General features: G+C 65.3%; 14 protein-coding genes. 7 read left to right on the top strand and 7 right to left on the bottom strand.

Translation table 11 applies throughout. From position 1 onward, the window contains the following. Positions 1–42 precede the first annotated feature (42 nt). Complete coding sequence (locus CSC94_RS15200; RefSeq protein WP_133122909.1) at positions 43–456, bottom strand: hypothetical protein; 414 nt, start codon at positions 454–456, stop codon at positions 43–45. 163 nt (positions 457–619) lie between these two features. Beyond that, positions 620–871: an SMc00767 family acetate metabolism repressor gene (locus tag CSC94_RS15195; protein ID WP_099307199.1), complete on the bottom strand. Its 252-nt coding sequence runs from the start codon at positions 869–871 to the stop codon at positions 620–622. Between the two features lie 294 nt (positions 872–1165). Here CSC94_RS15195 and CSC94_RS15190 point away from each other — a divergent pair, with 294 nt between their 5' ends. Then, complete coding sequence (locus CSC94_RS15190; protein ID WP_099307198.1) at positions 1166–2614, top strand: helix-turn-helix domain-containing protein; 1449 nt, start codon at positions 1166–1168, stop codon at positions 2612–2614. Here CSC94_RS15190 and CSC94_RS15185 read toward each other — a convergent pair. Further along, positions 2608–3198, bottom strand: coding sequence for a ferric reductase-like transmembrane domain-containing protein (locus CSC94_RS15185; protein ID WP_165784448.1), 591 nt, complete (start codon positions 3196–3198; stop codon positions 2608–2610). The genes CSC94_RS15190 and CSC94_RS15185 overlap by 7 nt on opposite strands. Before the next feature lie 148 nt (positions 3199–3346). Here CSC94_RS15185 and CSC94_RS15180 point away from each other — a divergent pair, with 148 nt between their 5' ends. From CSC94_RS15180 to CSC94_RS15165, 5 genes are all read left to right on the top strand, one after another. After that, positions 3347–4792: a glutamine synthetase family protein gene (locus tag CSC94_RS15180; protein WP_245408372.1), complete on the top strand. Its 1446-nt coding sequence runs from the start codon at positions 3347–3349 to the stop codon at positions 4790–4792. 239 nt (positions 4793–5031) lie between these two features. Beyond that, the gene (locus CSC94_RS15175) at positions 5032–6111 is read left to right on the top strand and encodes a polyamine ABC transporter substrate-binding protein (protein WP_245408377.1); all 1080 of its coding nucleotides are present in this window, start codon (positions 5032–5034) and stop codon (positions 6109–6111) included. A gap of 107 nt (positions 6112–6218) precedes the next feature. Next, positions 6219–7361, top strand: coding sequence for an ABC transporter ATP-binding protein (locus CSC94_RS24080; protein WP_114647861.1), 1143 nt, complete (start codon positions 6219–6221; stop codon positions 7359–7361). 12 nt (positions 7362–7373) lie between these two features. After that, positions 7374–8276 carry an ABC transporter permease subunit gene (locus CSC94_RS24075; RefSeq protein WP_114647860.1) on the top strand — a complete coding sequence of 301 codons (903 nt, stop codon included), beginning with the start codon at positions 7374–7376 and terminating at the stop codon, positions 8274–8276. A 1-nt stretch (position 8277) separates the two neighbouring features. After that, positions 8278–9102 (top strand): ABC transporter permease, encoded by an 825-nt coding sequence (locus CSC94_RS15165; RefSeq protein WP_099307195.1) that lies wholly within the window; start codon positions 8278–8280, stop codon positions 9100–9102. A 15-nt stretch (positions 9103–9117) separates the two neighbouring features. Here CSC94_RS15165 and CSC94_RS15160 read toward each other — a convergent pair whose 3' ends face one another. Further along, on the bottom strand, positions 9118–9360 hold the full coding sequence (locus CSC94_RS15160) for a DUF6460 domain-containing protein (protein ID WP_099307194.1): 243 nt from the start codon (positions 9358–9360) through the stop codon (positions 9118–9120). A 109-nt stretch (positions 9361–9469) separates the two neighbouring features. Then, complete coding sequence (locus CSC94_RS15155) at positions 9470–11293, bottom strand: AsmA family protein (protein WP_099307193.1); 1824 nt, start codon at positions 11291–11293, stop codon at positions 9470–9472. Positions 11294–11493: 200 nt separating this feature from the next. Here CSC94_RS15155 and CSC94_RS15150 point away from each other — a divergent pair, with 200 nt between their 5' ends. Further along, on the top strand, positions 11494–13449 hold the full coding sequence (locus CSC94_RS15150; protein WP_099307192.1) for an acetoacetate--CoA ligase: 1956 nt from the start codon (positions 11494–11496) through the stop codon (positions 13447–13449). Between the two features lie 249 nt (positions 13450–13698). On the opposite strand, the gene CSC94_RS15145 is transcribed toward CSC94_RS15150, so the two are convergent. Beyond that, positions 13699–15399 carry an ABC transporter permease gene (locus CSC94_RS15145; RefSeq protein WP_099307191.1) on the bottom strand — a complete coding sequence of 567 codons (1701 nt, stop codon included), beginning with the start codon at positions 15397–15399 and terminating at the stop codon, positions 13699–13701. A gap of 202 nt (positions 15400–15601) precedes the next feature. Then, the gene (locus tag CSC94_RS15140) at positions 15602–16642 is read right to left on the bottom strand and encodes a Fe(3+) ABC transporter substrate-binding protein (RefSeq protein ID WP_099307190.1); all 1041 of its coding nucleotides are present in this window, start codon (positions 16640–16642) and stop codon (positions 15602–15604) included. Positions 16643–16789 lie beyond the last annotated feature (147 nt).

Below are 16789 nucleotides of genomic sequence, written 5' to 3'. Positions count from 1 at the left end.
GATGCGAATATAGGAGATCGGCAATGTGAAAGGGAAGGGGGGTCATGCGCCGGACGGCAGAAGCGCGAGAATGGCCTCCTCCAGCCGGTCGGCGATGACGGGCTTGCGGAGCACCATGTCGTGGTGGATGCCATCGATGGTCTCGCTGCCGCAGATGATCATCAGCTTGGGCCGGATCCGCTGGTTGAACAGCGCGGTGAAGTCCCGGCAGAGTTCGACGCGGCCGCTGCAATCGAAGATGACGAGGTCCGGCCGTCCGGTATCGCTGATCTCGGTCAGCGTGGTGAAGTCGAGCGCCCGGCAGGGCCGGCCCATGCGCCGCACGGTGCTTTCCACGACGATACGGTTCACCCGGCTCGCGGCGACGATGAGGATTTCGCCCGGAACGTGCTCGCCAGGACGGCTGGAATCCTCCGGTTGGACCGGGAATTCGAGGTTCAATCTGTTCGTAATCATGAAAATTCTGAAGTTTTTTGAGTATTTAGACGGTATCAGGCATGCCTTAACCGATGTTGTATGACATGGCGAGAATGCAATTTTAAATTTAGTCAAATCGTGAACGAAAACGGCCGCGCCCGGTTGGGTGCGGCCGTCTGTCTCGGGTCATGTGACCTGAGAATTATTCCGCTTCGGCCACCGGGTTGTTGGTGACGATGACCGGGATCAGCAGGTCGCCCCAGTTGCCGTTGCCGCAGTGATGGCGGGCGGAACGCACCAGTTCCACCGAAACGCCGGCCTCGACGGCTTTCATCACCGACTGGTTGAGGCGATGCAGGTCGTTGGCCACCATGCGGATCACGGCCTGCTGGTCCATGTTCATGGCCGAAGCCTGTTCCTCGGCGCGTTCCTTGACTCGGGTTTTCGGTGCCATCTTTCTCTCCTTGTCACCGGGCGACCGGCTGGGCATTGAAAACGATTGCGCGTTTTGACAGGTCCGGACAGATCCGTTGATCCGGCGTCCGCTCCGGGCCATCACCCGCGCTCTCAAGGTCAAGCTATCGCTCGCATCGGTGTTTTGCGAGCCGAAACAGGCATTTCGAGAGGGAAATCGGGTCAAGCTGTGCAAGCTTTGACGAGACCGCGTTGTAAGATTGTAAATCTTGTAAAATCCACAACGCGCGGATAATCTGTAAACTGGTGTAAAGTCATCTCAAGGGAGTCCGCCGTGGCGGAACAGAAAATCTTCGTCGGGCCGCGCATCCGCCGCATCCGCAACGCCAAGGGGTTGACCCAGACCGCGATGGCCGAGGCGCTGGGCATTTCTCCCTCCTACCTGAACCTGATCGAGCGCAACCAGCGCCCGTTGACGGTTCAGCTCATCCTCAAGCTGGCCTCTGTCTACAAGATCGATCCCGACGAGCTCCAGGGCGAATCGGGCGCGTCGCTGGCGGCCCTGCGCGAGGTCTTCGCCGATCCCCTGCTGGTCGGCGAACTGCCCGGCGAGCAGGAACTGATGGAGATCGCCGAGGCTGCGCCCAACGTCTCGGCCGCCGTCGTCAAGCTCTACCGTGCCTACCGCGAGCAGGCCGAGCGGCTCACCGACCTGTCAGACCTGCTGGCGCGCGAGGGCCATGCCACGGCGCTGTCCGGCGCGCGCCTGCCGATCGACGAGGTGCACGAGGTGCTGGAGCCGCGCCCCCACCATTATCCGGTCCTGGAGGAGGAGGCGGAGGCCTTCACCAGCCTGCTGCAGCCGGGCGACGACCTGATGGGCGCACTGAAGGAATGGATGCGCGCCGAGCTCGGCATCACCGTGCGCGTCCTTCCGGTCGCCACCATGCCGAACTGGCGCCGGCGCTTCGACCGCCATTCCCAGCGCCTGTTCCTCTCCGAACGCCTGTCGCCCTTCGACCAGCTTCGCGAGGTCGCGATGGAAGCGGTGCTGCTGCGCATGAACGTGGCCATCGCCCGCGAGATCGAGGCCCTGAAGCTGTCGACCGACGAGGCCCGCCGCCTCGCCCGCTTCGAGATGGCCCGCTACGCCGCCCACGCGCTGATGATGCCCTACCAGCCGTTCCTGGCCGCCGCGCAGAAGGCACGCTACGACGTCGACGTGCTCCGCTCGCGCTTCGGCGTCTCCTTCGAGCAGGCCGCCAACCGGTTGACCATGCTGGCCCGCGCCGGCCATGCCGGCATTCCCTTCTTCATGCTCGAGGTCGACAATGCCGGCCATCGCTTCCGCCGCGCCGGGGCGCAGGGCTTTCCCCATCAGCGCTTCGGCGGCATGTGTCCCAAGCTCGCCATCCATGCCGCCTTCACCCAGCCGGGCCAGATCTTCGTCGAGGCCGTTGTCATGCCCGACGGCGCCGAGTTCCTGACCGTGGCGCGAACCCTGGAAGGTCCGCAGGGCGCCTTTGCCGAGCGTCCGCGCCGCACGGCCATCCTGCTGGGCTGCGACATTTCCTACAAGGACGAGGTCATCTACGGCGGCGCGCTGCCGGGCGTGGTCCCGGGCGTGACGCCGAAGAATGGCCAGGTGCCTGCCACGCCGGTCGGCCCGGCCTGCCGGCTGTGCGAACGCTCCGGCTGCCTGGCGCGCGCCGAACCGCCGATCACGCGCCCGCTGGGCCTCGACGAGATGGTGACTGGCCTCAGCGCCTTCGATTTTCAGTGAGGCCGCCGCGCCGCGAGCCCGATCCGCACCAGTTCCAGCGCGCCGATCACGCCCACCGTTGCCCAGAACAGGGACGAGCCGTGCGACTGCAGGTACCAGTGCCAGGCGGAAAGGGCGGCAGCCGGCCAGGTCAGCCGCTGCACCGGTTTCCATGTGTGTCCGAGCAGGCGATGCGCGGCCCCCGTCGAGGTGATCGCCACCGGGACGAGCAGCGCCCATCCCGCCCAGCCGGTCCACATGCTCGCCCATGCCAGGCCCTGGATCACGTAGTCGAGCCGTCCGAGCGCGAAAACCGTGCCGGCCATGTGCAAGGTGGCGAAAGCAAAGGCGGCAAGGCCGATGTCGCGGCGCAGCCGGACCAGCCAGAGCTGCAGTGAACCGTCCGGAAGCAGCTTCTTGACGGGCGCGACCGCCAGCGTCACCGCCAGCAGCAAGATCGCCGCCTGGCCGCTCGGCTCCAGCATGTGGCGCCACTCGCGGTCCTCCGCGAGGACAGGCACGACGAGGCCGGCCGCTCCCGCCAGGGCCACGAGCCAGAAAAGGAGCCGCACGAGCGTGAGTCGGTCCGCGATTGCCATGCTCATGCATATCCTTCCCTTTGCCGGCGCACCAGCGTCTTCGGCTGGCCTCTTCGGCCTGCATCTTGGGAACGCCTGCGGCACCGCCATGAGTTGACAGCGCGAAGGTGGCACGGGCAATCTCGCGCATCGTCAACAATTGCGAGCGCGTATTTTGGAACATGGGGCACCTGCCGCGGCCGCGGCACATTCCGCCGGACCCGCCATCGAGGATCAGGGAACCGGTGACGGCGGCGTCACGCCGGACGGTTTTCTCTCCAGCGATCACAAGGCCGAGTACGAGACCTTCGTCGCTGCACACCCCGATCTCGAGGCTGTCGAATTCCTGCTGGTCGACCCCAACGGCGTCATGCGCGGCAAGTGGGCGCCGGCCGACGCGCTGAAAAAGGCCTTCCAGGAAGGCGTCAATTTCCCGATGTCGCTGCACGGCCTGGATGTCTGGGGCCGCGAGGTGGAGGAGACAGGCCTCCACATCGAGACCGGCGACCAGGACGGCTATTGCCGCGCCACGCGCGGCTCGCTCGCGCTGGTGCCCTGGGCCAAGCGCAAGACCGCACAGGTGCTGCTCCAGACCTTCACGCCCGACGGCCAGCCCTACATGGCCGATCCGCGCCAGGTGCTGAAGCAGAAGGTCGCCGAGGCCAATGCGCGCGGGCTGTTTCCCGTCGTCGCATTCGAGCTCGAATTCTACCTGCTCGAGCCCGGCACCGACTGGGATGACGGCATGCCGGCGCCCGTCGGCGCCATGGGCGGCCCGGACCGGCTGCGCATGTACGGCCTCGACGACCTGGCCGAGCACGCGGCTCTCTTCGACATGATCCGCGATGCCGCGGCCGAGCAGAACCTCGCCATCGACACCATCATCAAGGAGGCCGCGCCGGGCCAGTTCGAGGTCAACCTGAAGCATCGCGACGACGCCCTGCGCGCCGCCGATGACGTCATCAAGCTGCGCCGGATCGTCATGGGCTGTGCCCGCGCCCACGGATTGCAGGCCACCTTCATGGCCAAGCCGTTCATCGAGTACGCAGGCAACGGCATGCACGTGCACACCTCGGTGCTGGACCGCGACGGCACCAACATCTTTTCCGGCGAAGAAGGACGCAGGCGGCTGGAATATGCCGTCACCGGCCTCTTGAAGACCATGCCGGAAGCATTGCTGATGTTCATCAACACCTGGAACGGCTTCCGCCGCATCACCCCCGGGTCCTACGCGCCCACCCGTGCCGTCTGGGCGGAAAACAACCGCTCCGTGGCCGTCCGCATCCCGGTGTCCAACGAGAAGAACCGCCGCATCGAGCATCGCATCGCGGGCGCCGACGCCAATCCCTACCTGGTCATGACGGCGATCATCCAGGCCATTCTGGAAGGGCTGGAACAGCGCGTTCCGCCGCCGCCGCCGGTCGAGGGCAATGCCTATGACGAGGACGGCCTGTCGCTGCCCGACGACATGGACGACGCTCTCCAGTTGATGGATCGCGGCGGTTTCGCCGAGCGCGCCCTGGGGCCAATGCTGGCGAAGGTTTTCAAGGACTTGAAACGGGCCGAGATCCTCGCCTTCTGGCAGGAAATCACACCGCTGGAAAGGACGACCTATCTTTAGCCGGCCTGGCATGAAGAGGCGGCTCTTGCGGGTTCGCAATCGTTGAGAAATGACGTGATCCCGTATCCAGGCCATTCAACCAATGGCGGAATCGGTTCAGGTGCCGCAGTGCGAAAAACCGGCTTGAGCAAGGGCCAAAAGGCCAATAGGCTTTCGCCACAACCGGCACGATCCGCTAAGGCGGCAGAACCGGACGACCCTTCGAAGAGGAGAACAGAATGACCCGATCCACCCTGTTCATGACCGCCGTTTCGGTGCTCGCTTTCGGCCTCGCGGCCGGTCAGGCGTCCGCGCAGGAACGCGTGGTGAACGTCTACAACTGGTCCGACTACATCGACGAGTCGATTCTGGCCGATTTCACCAAGGAAACCGGCATCAAGGTCGTCTACGACGTCTTCGATTCCAACGAGATCCTGGAAACCAAGCTGCTGGCCGGCGGTACGGGCTATGACGTGGTGGTGCCGACCGGCACTTTCCTGGCCCGCCAGATCCAGGCCGGCGTGTTCCAGAAGCTGGACAAGTCCAAGCTGCCGAACATCTCCAACATGTGGGACAAGATCGAGGCCCGCACCGACAAGTACGATCCGGGCAACCAGTATTCGATCAATTACATGTGGGGCACCACCGGCATCGGCTACAACAAGGCCAAGGTCAAGGAAGCCCTCGGCACCGACCAGATCGACAGCTGGGACGTGGTCTTCAAGCCCGAGAACATCGCCAAGCTGGCCGATTGCGGCGTCTACATGCTCGACGCGCCGGCCGAGATGATCCCGGCTGCGCTCAACTGGCTCGGCAAGAACCCGGATTCCAAGACCGCCGAGGACATCGAGGCCGCCCAGGCCGCGCTGGAAGCCATCCGCCCGTCGATCCGCAAGTTCCATTCGTCGGAATACATCAACGCCCTGGCCAATGGCGACATCTGTCTGGCCGTTGGCTGGTCGGGCGACGTCTTCCAGGCGCGTGACCGTGCAGCGGAAGCCAAGCAGGGCGTCGAGATCGCCTATTCGATCCCGAAGGAAGGCGCCCAGATGTGGTTCGACCAGATGGCGATCCCGGCCGATGCGCCGCATGTCGCCGAGGCGCATGAATTCCTCAACTACATCATGAAGCCGGAAGTCATCGCCAAGGCGTCGAACTACGTCTTCTACGCCAATGGCAACAAGGCGTCGCAGAAGCTTCTCGACCAGGCGGTGATCGGCGATCCGGCCGTCTATCCCGACGAGGCGACCACCGACAAGCTGTTCACCACCACGCCGCCCGACAACAAGGAACAGCGGCTGATGACGCGGGCCTGGACCCGCGTGGTGACCGGCCAGTAAGCGAACGGCCAGGGGCCCCGGCAGACAAAAGGCTGCCGGGGCCTTTTCATGTGCAAGCCCGCCGGGGCCATTGATGGTCCGGCGGCTCGGGACAGGGGGATCGGTGGATGAAATCGCTTGGCAGTATCCGCAAGAGCTTCGCGCCCTGGAGCGATCCCGATGCGAAGCCCTACATCGTCTTTCGCAACGTCACCAAGCGGTTCGGCGATTTCACCGCCGTCGATGACCTGTCGCTGACCATTTTCGAGCGCGAGTTCTTCGCGCTGCTCGGCGCATCGGGTTGCGGCAAGTCCACGCTGCTGCGCATGCTGGCCGGCTTCGAGGAGCCGACCGCCGGCGAGATCCTGCTCGACGGCCAGGACCTGCGCGGCGTGCCGCCCTACCGCCGCCCGGTCAACATGATGTTCCAGTCCTACGCGCTGTTTCCCCACATGACGGTGGAGAAGAACATCGCCTTCGGCCTGCGCCAGGACGGCATGCCGAAGCCGCAGATCGCCGAGCGCGTCGCCGAAATGCTCAAGCTGGTGAAGCTGGAGAAATTCGCGCGGCGCAAGCCGCACCAGTTGTCCGGCGGCCAGCGCCAGCGCGTGGCGCTCGCCCGTTCGGTGGCCAAACGCCCCAAGGTTCTGCTGCTCGACGAGCCGCTCGGCGCGCTCGACAAGAAGCTGCGCGAGGAAACCCAGTTCGAACTGATGGACCTCCAGCAGGATCTCGGCCTCACCTTCGTCGTCGTCACCCACGACCAGGAGGAGGCAATGACCATGGCGGACCGCATCGCGGTCATGGATCACGGCAAGATCAAGCAGGTGGCGACGCCGCCGGAGGTCTACGAGGCGCCATCCTCGCGTTTCGTCGCCGATTTCATCGGCAACGTGAACCTGTTCGAGGGCCCCGTGTCGGAGGTCGATCCCTCGGGCGCGACGATCCGTGGCGCCGACGGCTTCGCGATCCACGCGGCGAACGCCGGCACGGCGCGCAAGGACGAGACGGCCTGGTTCGCCATCCGGCCGGAAAAGATAAGGATCACGTCGCAGCAGCCGGAAGGCGCCGGCCCCAACAGCATCGACGGCGAAGTCTGGGACATCGCCTATCTCGGCGACATGACGATCATCCACGTCCGGCTCGATTCCGGAAAGGTGATCCGCGCTTCGATGATCAACAGCGCCCGCGGCTCGGACAATCCGCTCACCTGGGGCGACCGGGCCTGGATCAGCTTCGCGCCGGATGCCGGCGTCGTGCTGACGAACTGACTGGAGGCGGCCATGCAGAAGCTCCTGTCCGCCATTGCCAGCCGCCTCGTCATCATCGTGCCCTATGCGTGGCTGCTGATCTTCTTCCTGATACCCTTCCTGATCGTCTTCAAGATCTCGCTGTCGACGTCGGCGATCTCCATGCCGCCCTACACGCCGGCCTTCGAGGGTATCGGCACCTGGCTGGAAAGCGCGCGCAAGTTCACTGTCGACAACTATGTCTGGATCACCGAGGACGCGCTCTACGCCAAGGCCTACCTGTCCAGCGTGATCATCGCCGCCGTTTCCACGGTGCTCACCCTGCTGCTCGGCTTCCCGCTCGCCTACGGCATGGCGCGCGCGCCGCAATCGATCCGCCCGACGCTGTTGATGCTGGTCATCCTTCCGTTCTGGACGTCCTTCCTGATCCGCGTCTACGCCTGGATCGGCATCCTGAAGCCGGAAGGCCTGCTCAACCAGTTCCTGCTCTGGACCGGCGTCATTTCCGAGCCGCTGCAGATCCTCAACACCCACACCGCCATCTTCATCGGCATCGTCTATTCCTACCTGCCGTTCATGGTGTTGCCGATCTACTCGACGCTGGAGAAGATGGACTACTCCCTCATCGAGGCCGCGCAGGATCTCGGCTGCCCGCCCATCACCGCCTTCTGGAAGATCACGCTGCCGCTTGCCATTCCCGGCATCCTGGCCGGCTGCCTTCTGGTCTTCATCCCCGCCGTCGGCGAGTTCGTCATCCCCGATCTTCTCGGCGGGTCGCGCACGCTGATGATCGGCAAGACTCTGTGGAGCGAGTTCTTCAACAACCGCGACTGGCCGCTGGCTTCCGCCGTGGCGATCATCCTGTTGCTTCTGCTGGTGGTACCGATCGTCCTGTTCCAGAACGCCCAGGCGCGGGCGCAGGAAGCGGGCAAGTGACATGAACACCACCTGGTCCCGCTTCAACATCGCCTCCGTCGTCCTCGGCTTCGCCTTCCTCTACCTGCCGATCGTCCTCCTGGTCATCTACTCCTTCAACGAGTCCCGCCTCGTCACCGTCTGGGCCGGCTTTTCCACCAAGTGGTACGGCGAGATGCTGCGCAACGAGGGCCTGATGAACGCCGCCTGGGTGACGGCCCGGGTCGGCGTTCTGTCGGCATCCATCGCCACCGTGCTCGGCACCCTGGCGGCACTGGCTCTGGACCGCTACACCCGCTTTCGCGGCCGCCTCCTGTTTTCCGGCATGGTCTACGCGCCGCTCGTCATGCCCGAGGTCATCACCGGCCTGTCGCTGCTGCTGCTCTTCGTCGCCGTCGGCATGGATCGCGGCTTCCTGACGGTGACGCTCGCCCATGTCACCTTTTCCATGTGCTTCGTGGCCGTGGTGGTGCAGTCGCGCCTCGTCAGCTTCGATCGCTCGCTCGAGGAAGCGGCCATGGATCTCGGCGCTACGCCGGTGACGACCTTCTTCGAGGTCACCCTGCCGAACATCCTGCCCGCCGTCGTCTCCGGCTGGATGCTGGCCTTCACGCTGTCGCTGGACGATCTGGTCATCGCCTCGTTCACCTCCGGCCCGGGCGCCACGACGCTGCCGATGAAGATCTACAGCCAGGTGCGCCTTGGCGTGACGCCGGAAATCAACGCGGTCTGCACCGTGCTCATCGGCCTGGTGTCGACGGGCGTGATCGCCGCCTCCATCGTCGGCAAGCGCAAGGAAGTCCAGCGCCGGCGGGAGGAGCAGGCGGCCTTCGCAGAGGGGGTGTGAAACGGATCCGGACGGTCAGCTGCGCGGCGGGCGCAGCAGGTAGACCACGAGCCACACCGGCACGATGATCATCGAGCCGAGCACGATGTTGGGAATGGCCCATTCCGCCCCGCGCTGCAGCAGGCCCAGCACCCGCTCCGGCGTCAGGCCGAGCTGCTGCAGGATGTCGGCGGCCGAGAGGTTCAATGCCGACAGTCCGGCGCCGGTGATCAGCGAGATCACCAGGATCTTGAACAGGCCGGCCAGGAATTTGAACACGGTGTCACTCCCGCACGCTTTCGCGGTCACGCTGCTGAAACTAGACTGATTCGCTGGGGAATTGAATCATGGCCGGATTGCGGCCGTCATCCCGTTTCGCGCCATGCGCCTATTCCGGCGGCAGGTGCGGTGCGATGACCGGCGAGATCAGCGGTGCGTTCCACGAACCGCCGGCAAAGAACGACAGCTCGTCCTTGGCGGGGGCATCCTGCGACAGCGGCGACACGGTGCCGGCAATGGCAAGGCTCCGGCCGGCAAGCGGGATCAGCCCCACCAGCTTCACCCGCCGCATCGGCGTCTCCAGGTTCGCCTTCTGGATGCGCGCGACGCCATGGTCGATGGCAAGTTCCACCTCGGCCTTGTCGAAGGCCAGCGCGCGGCCCTGGGCCTCGGTCAGCCGGAAGAAGCCGGCGCCCTTCAGCCGTTCGACGAACTTGTCGAGGTCCACCTCGGGAATCGTCCCGGCGCGCATCTGGGCGGAAAGCGAGCCGGTCGAGTTCTCGATCAGGTCCGGCCAGGTGGCCCCGGGCCCTTTCATGATCAGCGAGACGGTCATGGTCGCATCCGGAATGCCGCTGGCCCAGGGGATGGTCTTGCCGATCAGCGCGCCGTCGACTTCCGTCGCCAGCACCCGCAATTCGCTCGTCTTGCCGGCCGTGCCGTGATTGATCCGGAGCCCGGCCTGCAGCGAGCCGTCGAAGGCGCGCGCGTCGGAAATGTCGAAGGCCGAAAGGTCGTCGTTGACCTGCGCCGTCGCGGCCACCTCGCTGAGCTTGACCGGCCCGAACGTCGCATTGTCCGCCGATAGCCGCAGGTCGAGGTTGACCCGTCCCTGCGGAACGTTGGCGAGCTGCTCCGCCGCGCCTTCGCCCGGCAGGCTGCCCGGGAAGGCATTGAGAATGGTCGCGAGCTTGAGCGACGGGAAATGCAGCGTGCCGGCAACCGACGGAACGTCCTTGGCCAGGCTGAACTCGAGCACGCCGCTGCCGGCACTGTCGCCGAAGGCCAGGTCGGCGTCCTCCAGCTTCATCCGGTCCGGCCCGCCGCTCAACTTTCCGCCGAGTGTGATCTTGCCCGGCAAAAGGCCCTGCGAAGTCGTCACGCGGCACCACTCCAGGGCGCGCGACAGCGACGGCGTCGACAGCGAGGCCGCGCCGTCGATGAACAGGTTGGGCCGCCGATTGACGGTACCGTCGAAGGAGAAGCCCATCGGCTTGGCGGTCACCTTGGTCGCCAGCTTCGACTGGCCCCCGGCCATCAGCAGCAGCGGCTGGCTGGCAGAGAGCTGGAAATCGGCCTGTTCGCCGTTCCAGATCATCGAACCGATCGCCGACAGGCTGTCGTCGAGCTGCGGCCACGACACGTTGGCATTGACGCTCGTGACGACCGGCACTTCCTGCTCGTTGCGGATGTAGACCGCGCGGCCGTCGACGACGCTGACGATGCCGAGCGGATCGTCGGGAACCGCGGAGATGTCGGGCTTCTCGGGATTGGCCGCCACCGCCGAGGAGGCCACCAGGAGCGCCGTCACGAACCGCCCGCTGGTCGGCGCCACCGGCAGCGAGGTCGCGTTCGGCAGGTTGACGACGGGCCGCAGGATGTCGATGCGCGAAAACCGGATGCGCCCGGAGATGGCATCGAACGCGGACAGGGCGACGCGCACTTCCTCGGCCCGCGCGATCGTCGTGTCCGATGATGTCCAGGGCGAAAGCTGCACCCCGGCGAGTCGGACCTCCACCGACGGGAACAGCGAGATTTCCGGCGCCGCGGTGAGCTTGACGCGATAGCCCGTCCAGTTGCTCAGTTCCGTGGTGATGCGGTTGCGGATGATGGACGTCGAGGCCAGGAACGGAAGCGAGAGAAAGACCGCCAGGGCCACCACACCGAGCAGGACGCCAGAAACTACCAACCTGCGGATGACCGGTGCCGACATGCCGTGCCTTTGTAACGTTCAGCTTTTTGAATGCTCTATCCGACGATGGGGGCAATTCAAGGACTTCGTTGCGCTTGTGCCTTGTTTACCACAGGCTTCTTGACCCGACGAACGCGGAATGCCTGTTGTGATACCTCGCGATACCTCTTGCGAAAGACGGCCGCATCGGCAACACAGTCTGGCGACACAGGGAGATTACCATGGTTCAAGACGCCCCGCTCTGGGTACCTTCACCCGAAACCATCGCTGCCCATCCGATGACCGTGTTCAGCAAGGCGGCCGCCAGGCGCGCCGGCCGGTCGTTCGATGGATATGACGCGCTGCATGCGTGGTCTGTGGAGGATCGCGAAGCCTTCTGGGACCTCGTCTGGGACCACTGCGGCATCATCGGCGACAAGGGCGCGACGGTGCTGGCTGACGGCGACCGCATGCCGGGAGCCAGGTTCTTCCCCGATGCCCGCCTGAATTTCGCGGAAAACCTGCTCTGGAAGCAGGGCAGTGGGGATGCGCTCGTCTTCCGTGGCGAGGACAAGGTCGAGCGGCGCATGTCGTGGGACGAGCTTCGTGCTCTGGTCTCGCGCATCCAGCAGCGTCTTTCCGCGCTGGGCGTCAAGCCGGGCGACCGCATCGCGGCCATGGTGCCGAACATGCCGGAAACCGTCGCCTTCATGCTGGCGGCAACCTCCATCGGCGCCATCTGGTCGTCCTGCTCGCCCGATTTCGGCGAACGCGGCGTTCTCGACCGTTTCGGCCAGATCGATCCGGTCCTTTTCGTCGGCGTCGACGGCTACTGGTACAATGGCAAGCCGCAGAAGACGGGAGAGAAGCTGGCCACCGTCTTCGGCGAGCTTTCGGCTGCGCACTGCGTCGTGCTCGACTATCTCGGCGAAGCCGAAGCCGTGGCATCCGGCATCGAGGGAGCAGCCACGCTGGAGCAGTTCGTCGCGCCCCACCAGGCCACGGACCTGTCCTTCACGCGTCTCGAATTCAATCATCCGCTCTACATCCTCTATTCCTCCGGCACCACCGGCATCCCCAAGTGCATCGTTCACGGCGCCGGCGGAACGCTCATCCAGCATGCCAAGGAACAGCGCCTTCATAGCGGGATCGGCGAGGGCGACCGTTTCTTCTACTTCACCACCTGCGGCTGGATGATGTGGAACTGGCTCGTCTCCGGGCTCGCCGCCGGCGCGACGCTCCTGCTCTACGACGGATCGCCCTTCTACCCGGATGGAAACGTGATCTTCGACTATGCCCAGGCAGAGAAGATGACCTTCTTCGGAACCTCGGCCAAGTTCATCGACGCGGTGCGGAAATCCGGCCTGCGGCCGATCGAGACGCACGACCTGTCGACCGTGCGCGTCATCTCGTCCACCGGGTCGCCGCTCTCCCCGGAAGGCTTCGAATTCGTCTATGACGGCATCAAGAAGGACGTCCACCTGGCCTCCGTCTCCGGCGGCACCGACATCGTGTCCTGCTTCGTTATCGCCATTCCGGGCAAGCCCGTGTGGTCGGGCGAGATCCAGGGTCCGGGCCTCGCCATGGCGGTCGACGTCTGGAACGACGATGGCAGGCCGGTACGCCAGGAAAAGGGCGAACTGGTCTGCACCAGGCCCTTTCCCTCCATGCCGGTCGCGTTCTGGAACGATCCGGACGGCGCAAAGTATCATTCCGCCTATTTCGAGCGCTTCGACAACATCTGGTGCCACGGCGATTTTGCCGAGTGGACCGCGCACGGCGGCATGATCATCCATGGCCGCTCCGACGCGACCCTGAACCCGGGCGGCGTGCGCATCGGCACGGCCGAGATCTACAACCAGGTCGAACAGCTCGACGAGGTCATCGAGGCCCTGTGCATCGGCCAGGACTGGCAGGATGACGTCCGCGTCGTGCTCTTCGTCCGCCTTGCGGACGGCGTCACGCTGGACGACGACCTGGAGAAGAAGATCCGCACGAAAATCCGCACCGGGGCCAGCCCGCGCCATGTTCCGGCAAGGATCGTGGCCGTCGCCGACATCCCGCGTACCAAGTCGGGAAAGATCACCGAACTCGCGGTCCGCGATGTTGTGCATGGCCGTTCGGTGAAGAACAAGGAGGCCTTGGCGAACCCGGAAGCCCTTGACCTTTATCGGGATTTGCCTTCCCTTCGGACGTGATGCAGGAAACTATACGGTTAATGCTTCGTGTATCGGAAATTTACCAAGGACTCGTCCCGGGTGTGCCTCGTTAAATTTCGGTATACGCGGGTAAGGACTTGTTAACGGGTCTCCCGCAGGATCGCGTTAACTGATCGTTGAAAGCGAAACGACAGCTCCGCCGACGCTCCGGGCCTGGCCCGATTGACAGCTTGCCGAAAACAAACTGGCGCTTTCCGGACCCCGGAAAGCGCCATTTCTTTTTGTCCTTCAGGCGGTTTCGTCGCGCATCAGTGCCCGCGACAGCAGCATGACCGGGGCCATGGCTGTCGCGATGATCAACAGCGCGGCGACCGCGCCGTCCTCCACCACGCCGCGCGAGGCGTTTTCGTAGACATGGGTCGCCAGCGTGGAAAAGCCGAAGGGCCTGAGCAGGATGGTCGCCGACAGCTCTTTCACCGTGTCGACGAAGACGAGAACGGCCGCCGTCAGGATGGCCGGGGTCAGCAGCGGCAGCAGGATGGTGCGCGCCGAGCGCGCCGGCGTACATCCGAGCGAACGCGCCGCATCGTCGACGTTGCGCGGAAGCTTTTCCAGGCCGGAGCGGATCGTGCCCTCGGCCAGCGCCAGGAAGCGGATGGTGCAGGCATAGACGACGGCGCCGGCCGAACCGCTGATCAGCAGGCCGGTGGACCAGCCGAACCAGCTCCGCATCATGGCATCCACGCTGTTGTCGAACCGTGCCAGCGCGAACAGCAGGCCAAGGCCGAGGATCGTGCCTGGCAGCGCGTAGCCGATCGTCGAGACCCTTGCCAGGGCGAGTACGGAGGGGCGGCGGACCAGGCGCACGGCATTGAGGAGAAGAAGGGCGACGGCGACGGTCAGCAGGGCGGTGCCGCCAGCCACCAGAACGGAATTGAGGAAGGCATCGCCGAGCGCCGGATCCGACAGCTGGTCCAGGCGCCGCATGGCAAAGCGGCCGAGAACCTGGACGGGAATGCCGAAGCCGGCCAGGATCGGCAGCAGGATCGCGACGAGGGCGGACACGCCCTTCCACCCGGTCAGGCGGGCGCGGGGCGGACGCGCCTTGAGGTGGGTCGCCCGGGCTGCGTGGAAGCCCTGTTTGCGCCGGGCCCATTGTTCCGCCATCAGGATGGCGAAGACGATCACCATCATCACGGCCGCGATCTGCGCCGCGCCTTCCAGGCTGCCGCGGTTCAGCCATGTCGAATAGACCGAGAAGGTCAGCGTGCGCACGCCGAGATATTCCACCGCGCCGATGTCGTTGAGCGTTTCCATCAGCACAAGGGCGACGCCGGCCACGATGGCGGGACGCGCAACTGGCAGCAACACCCGGCGGAACACCGTGCCGGGCCGGGCGCCAAGGGTGCGTGCCACGTCGGCGATGTTGCGCCCCTGCATGAGGAAGACCACCCGCGTGGTCATGTAGACATAGGGATAGAGCACTGCCGTCAGCACCACCGCGGCGCCTTCCGTGGAGCGGATGTCGGGAAACCAGTAATCCCGCGCGCTCTGCCAGCCGAAGAGGCCGCGCAGCGCTGCCTGGACCGGGCCGGTGAAGTGGAAGAACTCGCCGAAGGCGTAGGCCGCCAGGTAGGGCGGCACGGCGACGGGAAGGATCAGCGCCCAGGCCAGCAACCGGCGCAGCGGGAAATCATAGGCGACGATCAGCCAGGCACTGGTGACGCCGATGCTCGCGGTTCCGGCCGAGACCAGCGCCAGCAGCCAGAGGGTCGTCAGGGTGGAGCGGGGCAGCACGTTCTCGACCAGGTGCGGCCAGTCCTCGCCGCTGCCTGTCAGGCCGACGCCGACCAGCACCGTGACCGGCAGCAGCACAAGGAGCGCGATGACGAGCGCCAGGGCGCGGATCAGCGGATGGCGCAGTCCGCGCACCGTGGCGGTTCGACGGGGCGAGGGGGGGGCTGGATTGACGGCCTGGCTTGCTTGCATGGCCGGGCCTCAGCGCCTTGCGCCATGCCGGCGCAGGCGTGCACCGGTTCCGCGTCCATTATCGCGCAAAAACGAAGGGACAGGGCAATGCGGCGTTCCGGTGAAAATCGGAAACACTCCGGGCCGCCCGGCCGGCCGCCCGGGCCGAAAGGCGGGAGCGGCAAGCCGTCCCGCCTTCGTCGTGGCAACCGGGGGGATGAGATCAGTTCTGCGGTCCGTCATCCAGTCCGACCCGGTCCACCATTTCCGAAGCCGCCTTCCGTTCCTCCGCGATGCGGGTCAGCGGCAGCGTATCCGCCTTGAGCGCGCCGAACGACTGCACGATGTCCGAGGCCTCGACGCCCGGCTTGACCGGGTATTCGAACACCTGCGCCGCATAGACCCGCTGCGCCTCGTCGCCCGACAGGAATTCCATCAGCTTCAGGGCAGCGTCGCGGTTCGGGGCATGCTTGGCCATCGCCATGCCGGAGACGTTCACATGCGTGCCGTCGCCGTCGATATCGGGGAAGATGACCTTCATCGCATTCGCCCAGTCCTTCTGCTCGGGCTCCCGCTCGTTGGTCATCATCAGGCCGACGTAATAGGTGTTGCCAAGCGCCAGGTCGCATTCGCCCGAATAGATACCCTTGGCCTGGGCGCGGTCGTTGCCTTCCGGCTTCCGGGCGAGGTTGTCCCGCAGTCCGGTCATCCAGGCTTCGGTCTTCTCCGCGCCCCAGTGGGCGATCAGGGCGCCGAACAGGGCCAGGTTGTAGTCGTGCTGGCCGGAGCGGATGCAGATCCGCCCCTTCCATTCCGGCCTGGCGAGATCCGCGTAGGACAGGGCATCGGCATCGACCCGCTCCTTCGACGCGTAGACGACGCGGGCGCGCCGCGTGATGCCGAACCATTCCTTGTCGGGGTCGCGGTATTCCGAGGGAATGTTGCCCGCGATGACGTCGCTTTCGACGGGCTGCGTGATGCCGGCCTCCTTGGCCTTCACCAGCTTCGAGATATCGGTCGACAGCAGCACGTCGGCCGGGGAGTTGATGCCCTCTGCGGCAATGCGCTCCTCCAGCCCCTTGTCGAGGAAGAGCAGGCGGGTCTGGATGCCTGTTTCGCGGGTAAAGGCGTCCAGTACCGGCTCGATCAGGTCGGGCTGGCGGTAGGAATAGATGTTCACCACGTCGGCGGCACCGGCCTGGCCGGAGGTCAGCGGTGAGAGAAGGATCGCGGCAAGGCTCAGCCGCGCGAGGATGGTTCGCATGTCGGTCTCCTGGGCTTCAGGGGTCAAGGCCCTGTGCGAAGGTGGCCGCCCGTCGGCTCATGTCGGCGGGCATGCGGTTTGAGTGCCTTGAGCCGGGGCAGGGGTCAAGCAAATCCCCGAAAAGCTGGAACTTTTCTAAACTGGACC

The organism is Zhengella mangrovi (genome assembly GCF_002727065.1).
Classification (GTDB): Bacteria; Pseudomonadota; Alphaproteobacteria; order Rhizobiales; family Rhizobiaceae; genus Zhengella; species Zhengella mangrovi.
Note: the sequence above shows the minus strand (reverse complement) of the source record. Positions and strands in the feature narration are given on the sequence as shown.